The sequence below is a fragment of the Kordia zhangzhouensis genome, assembly GCF_001005305.1.
Taxonomy (GTDB): Bacteria; Bacteroidota; Bacteroidia; order Flavobacteriales; family Flavobacteriaceae; genus Kordia; species Kordia zhangzhouensis.
Window position 1 is genome coordinate 372,421 of the sequence record NZ_LBMH01000002.1, and the last position, 16,671, is coordinate 389,091.

The window sequence follows — 16,671 nt, forward strand, 5'->3', positions numbered from 1 at the left end:
CTTTCTCGTTTACAAAAAATAACTTTCGAGAGAAAAAACAGTAAATTGCGCTTCTTTTAAAAGGAGCTATCATATAATACAAAGCATACGTTTTATGACTGAACTTCACTACATACAATCGAACATTTCGTTACCAGAAAAAAGCATTTTGAAAACCATTGAATTGCTAAATCAAGATTGTACAATTCCTTTCATAGCGAGATACAGAAAGGAAATGACAGGGAATTTGGACGAAGTACAAATTGGCGAAATCAGTAAGCTAAAAATAGCATATGAAACGTTAGAAAAAAGAAAAGAAAGCATTTTAAAAGCAATTCAAGAACAAGATGCTTTGACACCTTCATTGCAAAATAAAATAGAACAGGCAAAAGATCTTACGATTCTGGAAGACCTTTACCTGCCTTTTAAGAAAAAACGAAAAACAAAAGCGTCTGTTGCCAAAGAAAATGGATTAGAACCGTTGGCAAAAATCATCATGAAGCAAGAACATCAAGATGTAAATTATGCAGCACAACGTTTTGTTGGAGGAAATGTTACTTCTACTGAACAAGCCTTAGAAGGAGCACGCTACATTATTGCTGAATGGGTTAATGAAAATGAATATGTGCGAAATAAAATACGTCGCTTATATCAACGAAAAGCAATCATTTCAACCAAAGTTGTTAAAGCTCAAAAAGATGCTGAAAATGCTCAGAAATACAAACAATATTTTGACTGGAGTGAATCTCTTCACAGAACACCTTCTCATCGATTACTTGCAATGTTGCGAGCCGAAAAAGAAGGAGTTATCAAAATAAAAGTGGAAGTAGATAAAGAGGAAGCTCTAGAGATTATTGATAGGTTAGTGATTAAAACAAATATTGAATCGTGTACCAATCAAGTATTTTTAGCTATAGAAGATGCATACAAGCGATTATTATCACCAGCTATTGTAACTGAAGTGATGAATGAAGCCAAAAGCAAAGCAGACGATACCGCAATAGCTGTATTTGCCGATAACTTAAAGCAATTATTACTGGGTGCTCCACTAGGTCAAAAACGAGTCTTAGCTCTCGATCCAGGATTTTCATCAGGTTGTAAAGTGGTGTGCTTAGATGAAAAAGGCGATTTATTGCATAATGAAAACATCTATCCGCATCCGCCGCAGCGAGAAACATCACAAGCGAGTAAAAAAATTCGCTCGTTGGTAAATGCATATAACATTGAAGCCATTGCTATTGGAAACGGAACTGCTTCACGTGAAACAGAGTTTTTCATCAAGAAAATTCCTTTTGATCGTGATTTACAAGTATTTATTGTCAATGAGGCAGGAGCTTCAGTATATTCTGCTTCCAAAATAGCACGCGCAGAGTTTCCAAATTACGATGTTACAGTTCGTGGTGCTGTTTCAATTGGACGCCGATTAAAAGATCCGTTGGCTGAATTGGTAAAAATTGACCCTAAAGCAATTGGAGTGGGACAGTACCAACATGATGTAGACCAAACAAAACTCAAGGAAGAATTGGATACTGTTGTGATGAGTTGTGTAAATGCTGTGGGAGTAAATGTTAATACAGCGAGTAGTGCTTTATTAAGTTATGTTTCAGGAATAGGAGTTAATTTGGCTGAAAATATAGTGAGCTATCGTTCCGAACAAGGAAAAATCGATTCTCGAAATAGTTTAAAAAATGTCCCAAGATTAGGACCAAAAGCTTTTGAGCAAGCAGCAGCTTTCTTACGAATTACAGATGCCAAACATCCATTAGATAACTCTACGGTGCATCCTGAAAGTTATCACATAGTTGAACAGATGGCAAAAGATGCAAAAATATCTATACACGAACTGATTGGAAATAAAACGGTTCTTAACACTATTCAACTCGAAAAATATTGTACAGAAACGATTGGTTTGCCTACATTAAACGATATCATCAAGGAATTAGAAAAACCAGGCGTAGATCCACGAAAAGTTGCCAAACGTTTTGAATTTGATCCAAATGTAAAAAGTATTTCAGATGTAAAAGTAGGTATGTCGTTACCAGGTATTGTCAATAACATTACTAATTTTGGCTGTTTTGTTGATATTGGAATCAAAGAAAGTGGTTTGGTACACATTTCAAAACTTGCCAACGAATTTATCAGTGATGTCAATACGGTTGTTAAACTGCATCAACATGTAATAGTTAAAGTTGTTGAGGTTGATGAAGCTCGAAAACGTATTCAGCTGTCTATGATTGATTAAGATTATTACTAACAAAAAAATCCACACGAAAATTCATGTGGATTTATATTTTATACTAAAAGTAAAAAGTTATTCTTTCTCTACCTTTTTTGTTTCATCGTCCTTTGTAGCATCCTTAAATTCTTTAATTCCGCTACCTAATCCGCGCATTAATTCAGGAATCTTTCTTCCTCCAAATAATAATAACACAACCACAACAATTAGGATAATTGAATATCCGCCAGGAATTGCTAAAAATGTATATAAAGACATCATAATGATTATAATTTAAGTTACAAAGGTAAAAATAATTAGATACCTAGTCCTAATGAAGCATAAAAAAAACACTTCGAGACAATTTATTCCTAATATTTTTCTTTTAAGTTTGTAAAGGATACTAGAATTATGGCAAAAGAAAAACGTAAAAAACTCAAAAAAAAGCTTTTACACAAATACCGCTTGGTAATTCTGAATGAAGACACCTTCGAAGAACGTGTTTCGTTTAAATTGACACGCTTAAATGTGTTCGTATTAGTTACGTTTTCTGTGATTTTACTTATTGTATTGACGACATTTCTTATAGCGTTTACATCACTTAGAGAATATATTCCAGGATATTCTTCAACTGCACTAAAAGAAAAAGCAATCCGTTTAAATGAAAAAATAGATTCTCTTCAGCAAATTACGTTAAGAGATTCGGTATACTTAAGCTCAATTCGCAATGTACTTACAGGCGAAATAAAAAGTGAAAATATCAATAAAGATTCCCTGTTCAAATCTATTGAACTTGATTTAGGTGATATTGATCTTACCCCTAGCAAGCAAGATTCTTTGTTGCGCGAAGAAGTGGCACAGGAAGATAAATATAACTTATTTGAAACTGCCACCTCCAATGTTAACTTTGTATTGTTTCCTCCCGTAAAAGGAGAAATTACGCAAAAATATAATCCTAAAGAAAAACATTATGCTGTTGATATTGTTGTATCGGAAGGTACGCCAGTTAAAGCTACTGCAGACGGGATGGTTATTTTTTCTGAATGGACTGCTGCCACAGGATACGTAATCATCATTGAACATTCCAACAATTTAGTATCGGTGTATAAACACAACTCTTCTCTCACCAAAGAACAGGGCGAATTGGTTACAGCAGGAGAAGTGATTGCAATTGTAGGCAATACAGGCGAATTAACTACTGGTCCACACTTGCATTTTGAGCTTTGGAGTGAAGGTTACTCCGTAGACCCTGAAAATTTTATTGATTTTAAATTGTAAAATAAAATTCACATCACATCTGATGGCTTATTAAACAAACAACTACAGATGAAATCATTCAAAGCACTTTTAGCTAAACCTTTTGCTCAGTATATTCAACGAAAAATTTCAAAATGGGCAAATAGTCCTATTGAAACGCAAACAAAAGTGTTTAAAAACTTGATAAAGGAAGCTACACACACACAGTTTGGGCAAGATCATGATTTTCAACATATACAATCGCATACAGATTTTATACAGTGTGTGCCTGTGCGTGACTACGAAGGTTTACGACCGTACATTGATAAAGTAGTTGCTGGTGAGAAAGACATTTTATGGAAAGGAAAACCGATGTACTTTGCAAAAACGTCTGGCACTACATCAGGAGCTAAATATATTCCAATTACAAAACAATCTATGCCTACGCATGTAAAAGCTGCACGTAATGCAATTTTACTTTACATAGCAGAAACAGGAAATACAGAGTTTGTTGATGGAAAAATGATTTTTTTACAAGGAAGTCCTGAACTACAAGAAAAAAATGGTGTCAAACTTGGTCGCCTTTCAGGTATTGTAGCACACTATGTACCTGGCTATTTACAGAAAAATAGAATGCCTAGCTGGGAAACAAATTGTATTGATGATTGGGAAACAAAAGTAGAAGCAATTGTAGACGAAACGTTGCCTGAAAAAATGGCAATCATTAGTGGAATTCCTTCTTGGGTGCAAATGTACTTTGAACGAATTGTTGCCAGAACAGGAAAAAAAGTGGGGGATGTATTTCCTGATTTTAAGTTGTTTATTTATGGAGGAGTAAATTTTGAACCGTATCGAAACAAGTTTGAAAATTTAATAGGACGTAAAGTTGATAGCATCGAACTATACCCTGCAAGTGAAGGATTCTTTGCCTTTCAAGATAAACAACAAGACAAAGGTATGTTGTTACAATTGGACTCAGGAATTTTTTATGAATTCATCAAAGCAGACGAATTTTTTGAAGAAAACCCAAAACGAATTACAATCAAAGATGTACAATTAGGGGTTAACTATGTAATGATTATTTCTACAAATGCCGGTTTGTGGGGCTACAATATAGGAGATACGGTAGAGTTTACCTCATTGCAACCCTATCGTGTGATAGTTTCAGGTAGAATAAAACATTTTATTTCTGCCTTTGGCGAACATGTTATAGGCAAAGAAGTTGAACAAGCGTTAAACGAAGCGTTGCAAGTATCGGGAGCAAGTATCAATGAATTTACAGTAGCACCACAAATTAACCCGTCAATAGGATTGCCGTATCACGAATGGTTTATTGAATTTGAAACGGAACCCACAGATTTGAAGGAATTTGCAGCTACAATTGATCAATCTTTACAACGACAAAACAGTTATTATTTTGACTTAATCGAAGGGAAAGTGCTACAACCTTTAAAGATTACTAGAGTCCAAAAAGAAGGTTTTCAAAACTATATGAGGTCTATCGGAAAATTGGGCGGACAAAACAAAATTCCTAGATTATCAAACGATCGAAAAATAGCGGAAACGCTAACGAATTACAAAAAAGCATAGAAATATCAAATTAACTTGTATTTTTGTGCGGAAAAACCATCTATGAGTAACATCAAAATACACGAAAGAACTAGAGCACAAGAATCATCGGGAGCAATTGAACGTTTGTACATCACTATGCGACACTTATTTAATCGCGGATTTTACAAACCCATGGGTGTTTCTGGAGAAACACTGCGCCAATCGTTGTTGCTGTTACGACCAGAAATTTATGGATCGGTAGCAGAAGAAAAAGCAGAAATCAACGGTTTATTATATGTAATTGATCGTTTGCCAATTGGTATTGAAGAATGTCGTTATATCAATTTAACCTCTGATGAAGGGTATAAAAATTCGCACTTTAAAGTCATTATTCCACCAAAACGAAGAAGAAACTGCTATCGTATTGACGAAGAGCAGATGAATATTGAGATTACACGTGGACGATCTGAAATCTATGATATTTTAACGCATTTAACGTTTTTATTTATAGAATCTCACAAAATTTGTAATCGAGTATTGATTGGAGAAGAAGGTGAAACTACTCGTGATTGGGAAAAACTGGAAGCAGCAGTTACTAAAAAGAATAAACTAACGCTTGCAGATCGTGAAGTAGCTATTACACATACAGCCAATATTTTAGGGAGAACTTTCAAAGAAATTCTTGATGCACATAAAACGTTTTCTACCAAAGAAAATCCGGAACGTTTTTTAAACATAATCTATTGGTTAGGAAAACTCGCAATTGATGAAGCTACGCACGGACAAAAAAGAACAATCACTTTCAGCCCGGTATTGCGCGAACGTTTAGGACACCATATTCATGGAGAAATTTGGGCCAATAATATCAAAAAAGTGCTTAAAGAAAATAAGTTGTTGCATCGTCCAATTCACATTATTAGTGCCAATATGCATAGTGTGATGAACTCGATATTTGCACCAAAATTATTGGAAAAACAACTCAAAGCAGAAGATGAATTCAACATATTTGAAGCTTTGAGTGCATCCGAGAACAATGCTCTTCGAAATAAAGTTGAAAAAGAAGCGTTGAAAAGAGGAATGATTTATATTGAAGATGAATCAGGAACCAACATCAACGTACAGATATTTGATACAGCAAAAATTGACTTTAGTAAAACAACCTATACGTGTTGTGCAGAAAAAGACGATGAAAAACCTGTATTATTTGTAATGGATTATGCATTTGGAGAACAAGCCTTTGAAACTATTGATGAGTTTTTAAAGCCTTACACAAGTGATGATCAAACACAAAAAGAATACTTGAATGTAGTATCCCTATCTATTATGGGAAAAGCAGGGATTTTAGAAGGAGGAAAAGGTGATATTATGATTCCTTCTGCACATATTTTTGAAGGAACTGCAGACAACTATCCTTTTAAAAACGAATTGAAAAAGGAAAATCTAGAAGGTCATGGACTCAAAGTGTTTGAGGGCTCTATGATTACAGTATTGGGAACTTCTTTGCAAAACAAAGACATCTTGAAGTTTTTCCACAATTCTACATGGAATGTAATCGGCTTAGAAATGGAAGGAGCGCACTACCAAAAAGCAATCCAATCGGCGTCTAAAATCCGAAGAAGCATTTCAGAAAATGTGCAAGTTCGCTACGCGTACTATGCATCAGATAATCCTCTAGAAACAGGAAGTACACTTGCTTCTGGTGGGTTAGGAACAACAGGAGTAAAACCTACCTATTTAATAACAAGAAAAATATTAGAACAATTATTTAACAACTAATTAAAAGGACATGAGCGAAAATAATCAAAACATGCCGTCTGAACAGCCGCAACCTAGCAATGAAATAGACTTAAGAGAGCTATTTAGAATGATAGGAAATGCTTTTAGCAGACTTTTTTCATTCATAAGAAACATACTTTTATTTGTTTTTGATCTGATCATCAGAGCGCTAATTATCATTAGAGTTCACATCGTAAAATTTGTCATTGTAGGTTTTTTAAGTATAGTAATAGGGTGGTTTATAGATTCAAGACAAGAATCGGTATATGGTTCTAGTATGTATGTTCAAACAAATTATGGTAGTACTCGTCAATTATATTCTAACATTAAATATTATCAAGGATTAATTGATGAAGGCGATAGCACTGCTTTGGCACAAATTTTCGATATATCTGAAAAAGAAGCTTTGAATTTACGTGGGTTTGGTATTGAACCAGATGTAACTGAAAATGGAATGCTTGAAGCGTATAATGCTTTTATGAAAACGGCAGACACAACGTTTGTTCAAGATGAAATTAATTTTGATAAGTTCAAGAGAAATATCAGTCCTTTAGATTTCAGTGTGCACCAAATATCAGTGTATTCTGCTCAAAAATCGGTTATCCCTAGGCTTCAAGATCCTATTATCAATAAAAATATTGAAAATAACTATATCAAAAGACAAAAAGAAGCAAACATTAAGAATCTAGAAAGAACAGAAGAAGCACTCAAAAAGCAATTAGTTCAAATAGATACCTTAAGCGAAGTGTATAAAGAATTACTTTTAAAAGAACCAAAAGAAACTACTTCCAAAGCTTCTAACACCTACATTCAGTTAGCACCAAATAGTGATAAGAAAACGAAAGAAATTGAATTGCTAACGCTAAATGAAACGATTTCTCAAAAAATCTTAGAAATCAGTCGAAAGAAAGAATTGGAAAGTGAAACAGTAAACGTTCTTAGTGATTTTTCTCCTGGAGCAAGAGTTCGTTCATTCTATGATCGTTACTTACTTCGTATTCCTATGATTACTTTATCGTTGTTGCTACTTTTCATCCTATTAAGAGAATTAAATAGTTACTTAAATAGATATACTGAAAACAAACGATTAAATGCCTAAAAACACGGTACTGATTACGGGTGGAGCTGGATTTATAGGAGCAAACTATATTCCGTACTTCTTGGAAAAACACCAAGATACGAAAGTGGTGAATGTTGATAAGCTTACCTATGCAGGAAACTTAAAAAACCTTTCTGAAGTACAAAACCATGCAAACTATACGTTTGTAGAAGGTGATATATGTAACAGGGAATTGATTGAAGAGTTGTTTGAACAATATGATTTTAAAGCAGTCGTTCATTTTGCAGCAGAATCTCATGTAGACAACTCTATCAAAAATCCAGATGCATTTATCCAAACCAATATCTTTGGAACATTTAATCTATTGGATGTTGCTAAAAAATCATGGATGAATGGTCCTAATCAAGTCAAAGAGGGCTTTGAAAACTGTCGTTTTCATCACATATCTACTGATGAGGTATATGGAACGTTAGGTGAAACAGGATTGTTTACAGAACAAACCTCTTATGCGCCAAACAGCCCATACAGTGCTTCAAAAGCATCGTCAGATTTCATTGTACGCAGTTACTTTCATACCTACGGAATGAATGTAGTTACCACCAATTGTTCTAACAATTATGGTCCTAAACAACATGATGAAAAACTCATTCCTACAATCATTCGTAAAGCCATTTCTGGAGAAAATATACCTATTTATGGAGATGGAATGAATGTTCGTGATTGGCTCTATGTGTTAGATCATTGTAAAGGAATTGACCTTGTTTTACAAAACGGAAAAGCAGGCGAAACCTATAATATTGGCGGACGTAATGAACGTAACAATGTTTATATTGCCAACACAATATGTGAAATACTTGATAAAAAAGCACCTAAAACAGCTTCTTACAAAACACAAATAACTTTTGTAAAAGACCGACCAGGACATGATTTTCGTTATGCGATTGACGCAAGTAAAATTGAAAATGAACTAGGTTGGAAAGCAAAGGAAAATTTTGAATCAGGGATTTTAAAAACCGTTGAATGGTATTTAGAAAAATACACAAACACATAAAATCATGAAAGGAATAGTATTAGCTGGCGGATCAGGAACACGATTGCATCCACTTACGCTCGCCGTAAGTAAGCAACTCATGCCTGTTTATGATAAACCAATGATATACTATCCTGTATCTACTCTTATAAGTGCTGGAATTCGAGAAATATTGATTATTTCAACACCGCAAGACTTACCACTGTTCCAAAAACTATTAGGAGATGGAAAAAAGTTTGGGTGTGAATTTCACTATGAAGTACAAGAATCACCCAACGGATTGGCAGAAGCATTTATAATAGGCGAAACATTCATTGGCAATGATAAAGTCGCACTAATTTTGGGTGATAATATATTTTATGGATCAGGATTAGCCGCTCTTCTACAAGCAAATAATAATCCTGAAGGCGGAATTATATATGCATACCATGTACATGATCCAGAACGTTATGGTGTTGTTGAATTTGATGCTGATGGCAATGCAATTTCTATAGAAGAAAAACCAGCAAAACCGAAATCGAACTATGCCGTTCCCGGAATTTATTTTTATGATAATGAAGTGGTTGAAATAGCTAAAAACATACAACCTAGTGGCCGTGGCGAACTCGAAATCACAGACGTGAATCGTGTATATCTTCAAAAAGGAAAACTAAGTGTGAGTATTTTAGATAGAGGTACCGCTTGGTTAGATACAGGAACATTCAATTCGTTGATGCAAGCGTCTCAATTTGTACAAGTAATTGAAGAACGTCAAGGACTCAAAATAGGAGCAATAGAAGAAGCTGCATACCGAATGGGATTCATCAATAAAGAGCAATTAAACGAATTGGCGGAACCATTATTGAAAAGTGGATACGGAAAACATTTATTAGAAATACAATAATCATAAAGTATTGAAAATCACTCAAACACCATTAGCAGACTGTTTTGTGATAGAACCTCAAATATTTGGAGATTCTAGAGGAAGTTTTATGGAAACTTACAACGAACAAAAATTTCCTGCAGAGGTACATTTTGTACAAGATAATCAATCGATTTCTCAAAAAGGTGTATTGCGTGGACTACATTTTCAAACAGGTATATATGCACAGGCAAAACTAGTCAGAGTCATTCGAGGAGAAGTATTGGATGTTGCAGTTGATATTCGTCCAGAATCTAAAACGTTCGGACAGCATTTCTCAATCATTCTTAACGAAGAAAATAACAAACAACTCTTTGTTCCAAGAGGATTTGCGCATGGTTTTGCGGTACTACAAGACAATACGATTTTTGCGTATAAATGCGATAACTTTTACAATAAAGAAGCTGAATCAGGTATTATTTATAATGACCCTGATATTGCAATTGATTGGAGGTTAGATGACGAAGAAATGATTTTATCTGACAAAGATAAATTGCTTCCAAACCTGAAATCATTATTGCTATGAAAACGGTTTTAGTTACTGGTGCCAATGGTCAATTAGGACAATGTATTCAAAAAATACAATCGAAATATCCAACCATTCGCTTCCATTTCAAAACATCAAATGAATTAGATATTACAGATGTGAAAGCTGTAAATGATTATTTTGCTACATATTCTGTTGAATACTGTGTTAATTGTGCGGCTTATACAAATGTTGAACTGGCAGAAAGTGAAATTGAAAAAGCATTTCTTATCAATGCGGAAGCAGTCAAGAGTCTGGCAGAAATATGTGCCAAATACCAAACAACACTCATTCATATTTCTACCGATTATGTATTTGATGGAACTAAAACTTCTCCGTATACGGAAACAGACAGTACCAATGCGATAAGTGTATATGGAGCATCTAAGCTAAAAGGAGAAGAATACATTCAAGAAGTAATGAATCGTTATTTTATTATCCGTACGTCTTGGTTGTATGCAGAATTTGGAAAAAATTTCTACAAAACAATTTTGCAAAAAGCGAGTGAAAAAGCAAACTTAACAATTACTACTGAACAAAAGGGAACTCCAACCAATGCAAACGATTTGGCAGCATTGATTTTAAAAATCATTGAAACTAACAATACACACTACGGGATATATCACTTTAGCAATGAAGGTGAAGCTACTTGGTACGATTTTACCAAAGAAATTCTTATGAATCTAAACTTACCAGAAGATCAACAACCTTCATTGAAAAGCGTAGAAAGCTACCAAACCAAAGCAGCACGGCCTAAAAATAGTGTGCTTGACAAAGCAAAAGTTCGAAAAATCATCCCTACAATCTCTTGGCAAGAAAGCTTAAAAAGTCTAATGAACAATCACCTCTAATTTTGATACAAGAATATCTATATAAAGCAATTGAAACGGCTGTTCAAGCGGGTGCAATTATTATGGATATTTACGAGAATCAAACGATTGAAGTAGAAAAAAAAATAGACGATTCTCCTGTGACTATTGCTGATAAAAAAGCAAATCATCTTATAGAAGAACAACTCAAAATGACAGGAATTCCTGTACTAAGCGAAGAAGGTGAACATGCGAGTTATGACATTCGAAAGCATTGGGAATGCTGTTGGATTGTAGATCCTTTAGATGGCACAAAAGAATTCATCAAACGAAATGGAGAGTTTACGGTAAATATTGCTTTAGTAAAAAATGAAGAACCTATTTTAGGTGTAATTTACATACCAGCATTAAAATCTCTCTACTACGCAATTACTAGTGAGCAAAAAGCATTCAAGCTTTCTCTGGAAACACATGTAATACACCAAAAAATGCTGAAATATGCGGAAGAAATATCAGCAGCTTCCGAAAGTGACACCATTACGATTACATCAAGCCATTCCTACACAAATGAAAAAGTGATGAATTTGATTAGTGATTTTGAACGTGAAGGGAAAAATGTATCATTAATCAAAGCTGGAAGCTCTTTAAAATTTTGTCTTATGGCTGAAGGAAAAGCATCCTACTATCCGCGATTTGCTCCCACAATGGAATGGGATACGGCTGCAGGACAGGCTATTTGTAATGCTGTTGGACTGGAAGTGTATTCATTAGAAACTCAAAAACCACTAAAATACAACCGAAAGAATCTACTAAATCCGTGGTTTATTGTTCGAAAAATAGGATAAAATAAAAAGGGATAAAACCCTTAAAAAAAGGGATATTTCCCCATAAAACTGTATAATTTCCTAGTATTAAAATTTATAGCTAGTTTTGCAGCGAATAATAGCACTTATGTACGAAGAAGCATATCATTACGAGGATTTAAAAAACTATAGTTTTTTAATAACAGGAGGCGCAGGCTTTATTGGATCAAATCTGGTTGAATACCTGCTTAAACACGAGGCAAAAAAAGTACGTGTGCTAGACAATTTATCTACTGGCTTCAAACACAACCTTGAAGAATTTCAATCACATCCTAATTTTGAATTTATACTTGGAGATATTCGTGATATAGAGATGTGTAAAAAAGCGGTTCAAGGGATGGATTATGTATTGCATCAAGCAGCTTTGGGCTCTGTTCCACGTTCATTCAATGATCCAATTTCATCCAATGCAGTTAATATTTCCGGATTTTTAAATATGTTAGTTGCTTCTCGAGATGAAGGTGTTAAACGTATGGTATATGCAGCATCGTCAAGTACATATGGCGATAGTAAAGTATTGCCTAAACAAGAAGAAACCATTGGAAAGCCTTTGTCGCCATACGCAATTACAAAATATGTGAATGAATTATATGCAGACAATTTTTCAACTCATTTTGACTTCCATACAATTGGATTGCGTTATTTTAATGTATTTGGTCCTAAACAAAACGTAAAAGGCGCTTATGCAGCAGTGATTCCTCTATTTTTTAATGCAGGAATACATAACACAAACGTAACAATCAATGGCGACGGAAATCAGACAAGAGATTTTACTTTTGTTGAAAATGTAGTGCAAGCAAACATGAAATCGTTATTTGCAGAAATTACGCAACATGAAGTGATTAATGTAGCTGTAGGAGATCGTATTAGTGTTAATGATTTGTGGAAACACATCAAAGAGATTACACAGAGTTCTACAAATGCAACATATGGAGAAAGTAGAAAAGGAGATGTACGAGATTCCTTGGCAGACATTTCTAAGGCAAAAAAAGTATTACAATACAACCCAAAATATAATGTACGTGACGGCTTAGTCATCACTTATAATTTTTTCAAAAAGCAAGCGCAAGTGCATGAAAAATAATACGATTTGTATAATAGGATTGGGTTATGTTGGATTGCCATTGGCAGTAGAATTCAGCAAAAAAGGATATCAAGTAATAGGATTTGATATCAATAAAGAACGTATTGAAGAATTACAAAAAGGAACCGATCATACACTTGAAGTAAGCGAGTCGGAATTACAAGCAGCCACAACCTTGCAGTTTACATATCAAGCTTTGGATATTGCAAAAGCAACTATCTATATCGTAACGGTTCCAACACCAATCACAGAACATAAATTTCCTGATCTTAAGCCACTAGAAGCCGCTTCTACACTTGTAGGTTCAGTATTGAGCAAAGGAGATATTGTTATTTATGAATCTACAGTATTTCCTGGGTGTACAGAAGAAGTATGTGTGCCAATTTTAGAAGCGCAAAGTCAATTGATTTTTAACAAAGATTTTTTCTGTGGATACTCTCCTGAACGAATCAATCCGGGTGATAAAAAACACAGAGTTCATAATATTGTTAAGGTAACAGCTGGAAGTACATCCGAAATTGCAGAAAAGGTTGACCAATTATACAAGAGTATTGTTGAAGTAGGAACCTTCAAAGCATCCTCAATCAAGGTTGCTGAAGCTGCTAAAGTGATTGAAAACTCACAACGAGATATCAATATTGCATTTGTGAACGAGCTGGCATTGATTTTTGGAAAACTTGGCATTGATACGCATGAAGTGTTGGAAGCAGCAGGAACCAAATGGAACTTTTTGCCATTTACGCCAGGATTGGTGGGCGGACACTGCATTGGTGTTGATCCTTATTACTTAACGCATAAAGCAAAAAGTGTAGGGTACATTCCACAAGTTATTTTAGCGGGTAGAAAAATAAATGACAACATGGGCAAATACATCGCAGAACGTGTGGTAAAGCTCATGATTAAACAAGAAAAACTTATTAAAGGCGCCAAAGTGACTATTTTAGGAATTGCCTTTAAAGAAAATTGTCCAGATATCAGAAACACACGAGTTATAGATATTGTTCACGAACTCACAGAGTATGGAATTGAAGTTGATGTGTTTGATGACAATGTAGATGCCTCTGAAGTGAAAAAAGAATACCACATCGATCTTGTTTCATCTATAGCAGATGACACACGAGCGATTATTTTGGCAGTTGCCCATAAAAGTTTTAATAAAATTGATGTAACTCCCTTTTTTAAAGCAGGATGTATTATTTTTGACGCGAAAAATTTCTTCCCAAAAAATATAGTAACAGAGAGATTATAGCCGTAAAAATCAAAAAATAAAAAGAACAAAAACGAACTGATGAAAAAAAACCTTATTGTATTTGGTACTCGACCAGAAGCTATTAAAATGGCGCCATTGGTAAAAGAGTTTTTAAAACACCAAGACACTTTTAACACCAAAGTTTGTATCACGGCACAGCACAGAGAAATGCTGGATCAAGTATTATCATTTTTTGAAATTACACCAGATTATGATTTAGACTTAATGAAGCCTAATCAGAATTTATATACACTTACCGCAGATATTATCACGAACTTAAAACCTGTGCTGGAAGAATTTAAGCCAGATTATGTATATGTTCATGGTGATACAACTACCACTATGGCAACTAGCATTGCAGCATTCTATTCGGGTGCGAAAGTATGTCATGTTGAAGCTGGTTTAAGAACATTCAATAAACGATCACCTTTCCCAGAAGAAATCAACAGATGTGTTACAGGAAGTATATGTGATTATCATTTTGCACCAACACAAACGTCCAAGCAAAATTTGTTGAACGAAAATGTGGCAGATGAAAACATTCTCATCACAGGAAATACGGTAATTGATGCATTGCATTTTAGTGCAGACAAAGTAAAATCTGAAGGTTTTCAAGATGAAGAAGTGGACACTCTAAAAACGATTGTTGATGATTCTAAACGATTAATTCTTGTTACTGGTCATCGTAGAGAAAATCACGGACAAGGATTTATTAATATCTGTTCTGCGTTAAAGCAAATTGCTTTAGACCATCCAGATACACAAATTATTTATCCTGTTCACTTGAATCCAAACGTACAAAAACCAGTATATGAGCTTTTAGCCGATATTGAAAATGTAAACTTAATTGATCCGTTATCTTATCCAGCATTTGTATGGCTAATGGATAAATCGAGTTTAATCATTACTGATAGTGGTGGTGTGCAAGAAGAAGCTCCGAGTCTAGGAAAACCAGTCTTAGTAATGCGAGACACTACAGAAAGACCAGAAGCTGTAGACGCTGGAACGGTACTCCTTGTTGGAACAGATACAGACAAAATTATCAAAGAAGCTACAAAATTATTAACAGACGAATCTGCTTATCACAAAATGAGTAAACTACACAATCCGTATGGAGATGGAACAGCGTGTGATAAGATCGTAAAATACATGTCAAAATTACAATAAGAATCATGGGAAGTAACAAACCAAGTGTTGTTATGGTAGGTTTAGGGTACATTGGACTTCCTACCGCAGCATTAATTGCAAGTAAAGAAATTAAAGTAACAGGTGTCGATATTCATCAACATGTGGTTGATACAATTAACAAAGGAGAAATCCATATTGTAGAACCAGATTTGGACGGATTGGTACATCATGTAGTAAAAGAAGGATATTTAACAGCTAGCACATCTCCAGTTGAGGCAGATGTGTATTTAATTGCGGTTCCAACACCGTTTAAAGGAGATCATGAACCTGATATTTCCTATGTAGAAGCTGCGACTAGAGCATTGTTGCCAACATTAAAAGAAGGCGCTTTAGTAATTGTAGAATCTACAAGCCCTGTAGGAACTACGGAAAAAATGCAAGCAGTTATTGAAGCTGAACGTCCAGAGTTAAAGGGGAAAATATACATGGCTTATTGCCCAGAACGTGTGTTGCCAGGAAATGTAATTTATGAATTAGAACACAACGATCGTGCAATAGGAGGAATTAATCCAGAATCAACAGAAAAAGCAGTTGAATTTTACAGACATTTTGTAAAAGGAACGTTACACAAAACAAACGCAAAGACTGCTGAAATGTGTAAACTGGTAGAAAACTCATCAAGAGACGTACAAATTGCATTTGCCAATGAATTATCGATGATTTGTGACGAAGCAGGTATCAACGTTTGGGAGTTAATCAATTTGGCAAATAAACATCCACGTGTAAACATCTTACAACCAGGAACAGGTGTTGGCGGACATTGTATTGCCGTTGATCCATGGTTTATTGTGTCTGAATTCCCTGAGCAAGCACAAATTATTCGTTCTGCCAGAGAAATCAATAATTACAAAACAGAATGGGCAATTGAAAAAGTTAAAAATACTGCGCTACAATTCAAATTAGACAATGGTAGAGATGCAAAAATTGCGTGTATGGGATTAGCATTCAAACCAAATATTGATGATTTACGTGAATCACCAGCACTACAAGTAGTCGATACTTTATCGAATGACGGATTCAAGGTCTTAGCTGTTGAGCCAAACATTAAATCACACAATAAATATGAGATTCATGATATGGATGACGCTATTGAAAAAGCAGATATTATTGTATATTTAGTGGCACACAGAGAATTTCAAAATACGGAAAGAACAAAAGAAACGTTAGATTTTTGTGGAATTTATAAATAAAAACAAGAAAATAA

General features: G+C 34.6%; 15 protein-coding genes. 14 read left to right on the top strand and 1 reads right to left on the bottom strand.

The genetic code is table 11. From position 1 onward, the window contains the following. Positions 1-94 precede the first annotated feature (94 nt). Positions 95-2,221: a Tex family protein gene (locus tag AA088_RS03085; protein ID WP_046743472.1), complete on the top strand. Its 2,127-nt coding sequence runs from the start codon at positions 95-97 to the stop codon at positions 2,219-2,221. 69 nt (positions 2,222-2,290) lie between these two features. Here the strand turns inward: AA088_RS03085 and AA088_RS03090 are convergent, their stop codons facing one another. Beyond that, positions 2,291-2,476, bottom strand: a complete 186-nt coding sequence (locus tag AA088_RS03090; protein WP_046743473.1) for a twin-arginine translocase TatA/TatE family subunit — start codon at positions 2,474-2,476, stop codon at positions 2,291-2,293. Between the two features lie 129 nt (positions 2,477-2,605). Between AA088_RS03090 and AA088_RS03095 the strand changes: the two genes are divergently transcribed. The 13 genes from AA088_RS03095 to wecC all read left to right on the top strand — a co-directional run bounded on the left by AA088_RS03095 (position 2,606) and on the right by wecC (position 16,657). Continuing rightward, positions 2,606-3,472, top strand: a complete 867-nt coding sequence (locus tag AA088_RS03095; protein WP_046743474.1) for a M23 family metallopeptidase — start codon at positions 2,606-2,608, stop codon at positions 3,470-3,472. A 48-nt stretch (positions 3,473-3,520) separates the two neighbouring features. Further along, positions 3,521-5,020 (top strand): GH3 auxin-responsive promoter family protein, encoded by a 1,500-nt coding sequence (locus AA088_RS03100; RefSeq protein WP_046743475.1) that lies wholly within the window; start codon positions 3,521-3,523, stop codon positions 5,018-5,020. Positions 5,021-5,062: 42 nt separating this feature from the next. Next, on the top strand, positions 5,063-6,757 hold the full coding sequence (locus AA088_RS03105) for a DUF6909 family protein (RefSeq protein WP_046743476.1): 1,695 nt from the start codon (positions 5,063-5,065) through the stop codon (positions 6,755-6,757). Between the two features lie 10 nt (positions 6,758-6,767). Then, on the top strand, positions 6,768-7,856 hold the full coding sequence (locus AA088_RS03110) for a hypothetical protein (RefSeq protein WP_046743477.1): 1,089 nt from the start codon (positions 6,768-6,770) through the stop codon (positions 7,854-7,856). Beyond that, positions 7,849-8,868, top strand: coding sequence for a dTDP-glucose 4,6-dehydratase (gene rfbB, locus AA088_RS03115; protein WP_046743478.1), 1,020 nt, complete (start codon positions 7,849-7,851; stop codon positions 8,866-8,868). The genes AA088_RS03110 and rfbB overlap by 8 nt, the downstream gene beginning before the upstream one ends. Positions 8,869-8,872: 4 nt before the next feature. After that, entirely contained in the window at positions 8,873-9,730 is an 858-nt protein-coding gene (rfbA, locus tag AA088_RS03120) for a glucose-1-phosphate thymidylyltransferase RfbA (RefSeq protein WP_046743479.1), read from the top strand. A 10-nt stretch (positions 9,731-9,740) separates the two neighbouring features. Continuing rightward, positions 9,741-10,274, top strand: coding sequence for a dTDP-4-dehydrorhamnose 3,5-epimerase (gene rfbC, locus AA088_RS03125; protein ID WP_046743480.1), 534 nt, complete (start codon positions 9,741-9,743; stop codon positions 10,272-10,274). Further along, the gene (gene rfbD / locus AA088_RS03130; protein ID WP_046743481.1) at positions 10,271-11,125 is read left to right on the top strand and encodes a dTDP-4-dehydrorhamnose reductase; all 855 of its coding nucleotides are present in this window, start codon (positions 10,271-10,273) and stop codon (positions 11,123-11,125) included. The genes rfbC and rfbD overlap by 4 nt, the downstream gene beginning before the upstream one ends. Continuing rightward, a complete protein-coding gene (cysQ, locus tag AA088_RS03135; protein ID WP_316931670.1) occupies positions 11,083-11,928 on the top strand; it encodes a 3'(2'),5'-bisphosphate nucleotidase CysQ in 846 nt (281 codons plus the stop codon). The genes rfbD and cysQ overlap by 43 nt, the downstream gene beginning before the upstream one ends. Positions 11,929-12,034: 106 nt before the next feature. Beyond that, the gene (locus tag AA088_RS03140; protein ID WP_046743483.1) at positions 12,035-13,030 is read left to right on the top strand and encodes an SDR family oxidoreductase; all 996 of its coding nucleotides are present in this window, start codon (positions 12,035-12,037) and stop codon (positions 13,028-13,030) included. After that, positions 13,020-14,279, top strand: a complete 1,260-nt coding sequence (locus AA088_RS03145; RefSeq protein WP_046743484.1) for a nucleotide sugar dehydrogenase — start codon at positions 13,020-13,022, stop codon at positions 14,277-14,279. The genes AA088_RS03140 and AA088_RS03145 overlap by 11 nt, the downstream gene beginning before the upstream one ends. A gap of 39 nt (positions 14,280-14,318) precedes the next feature. Next, on the top strand, positions 14,319-15,446 hold the full coding sequence (gene wecB / locus AA088_RS03150; RefSeq protein WP_046743485.1) for a non-hydrolyzing UDP-N-acetylglucosamine 2-epimerase: 1,128 nt from the start codon (positions 14,319-14,321) through the stop codon (positions 15,444-15,446). Positions 15,447-15,451: 5 nt separating this feature from the next. Then, a complete protein-coding gene (gene wecC / locus AA088_RS03155; RefSeq protein WP_046743486.1) occupies positions 15,452-16,657 on the top strand; it encodes a UDP-N-acetyl-D-mannosamine dehydrogenase in 1,206 nt (401 codons plus the stop codon). Positions 16,658-16,671: the final 14 nt, after the last annotated feature.

Excerpts from the sequence above, each read along its gene's own strand:
- AA088_RS03145 (WP_046743484.1), top strand. The coding sequence starts at position 13,020 with ATGAAAAATAATACGATTTGTATAATAGGATTGGGTTATGTTGGATTG.
- rfbB (WP_046743478.1), top strand. The coding sequence starts at position 7,849 with ATGCCTAAAAACACGGTACTGATTACGGGTGGAGCTGGATTTATAGGA.
- AA088_RS03105 (WP_046743476.1), top strand. The coding sequence starts at position 5,063 with ATGAGTAACATCAAAATACACGAAAGAACTAGAGCACAAGAATCATCG.
- AA088_RS03110 (WP_046743477.1), top strand. The coding sequence starts at position 6,768 with ATGAGCGAAAATAATCAAAACATGCCGTCTGAACAGCCGCAACCTAGC.
- rfbD (WP_046743481.1), top strand. The coding sequence starts at position 10,271 with ATGAAAACGGTTTTAGTTACTGGTGCCAATGGTCAATTAGGACAATGT.
- AA088_RS03100 (WP_046743475.1), top strand. The coding sequence starts at position 3,521 with ATGAAATCATTCAAAGCACTTTTAGCTAAACCTTTTGCTCAGTATATT.
- AA088_RS03140 (WP_046743483.1), top strand. The coding sequence starts at position 12,035 with ATGTACGAAGAAGCATATCATTACGAGGATTTAAAAAACTATAGTTTT.
- AA088_RS03085 (WP_046743472.1), top strand. The coding sequence starts at position 95 with ATGACTGAACTTCACTACATACAATCGAACATTTCGTTACCAGAAAAA.
- AA088_RS03095 (WP_046743474.1), top strand. The coding sequence starts at position 2,606 with ATGGCAAAAGAAAAACGTAAAAAACTCAAAAAAAAGCTTTTACACAAA.
- wecB (WP_046743485.1), top strand. The coding sequence starts at position 14,319 with ATGAAAAAAAACCTTATTGTATTTGGTACTCGACCAGAAGCTATTAAA.
- wecC (WP_046743486.1), top strand. The coding sequence starts at position 15,452 with ATGGGAAGTAACAAACCAAGTGTTGTTATGGTAGGTTTAGGGTACATT.
- AA088_RS03090 (WP_046743473.1), bottom strand. The coding sequence starts at position 2,476 with ATGATGTCTTTATATACATTTTTAGCAATTCCTGGCGGATATTCAATT.
- rfbA (WP_046743479.1), top strand. The coding sequence starts at position 8,873 with ATGAAAGGAATAGTATTAGCTGGCGGATCAGGAACACGATTGCATCCA.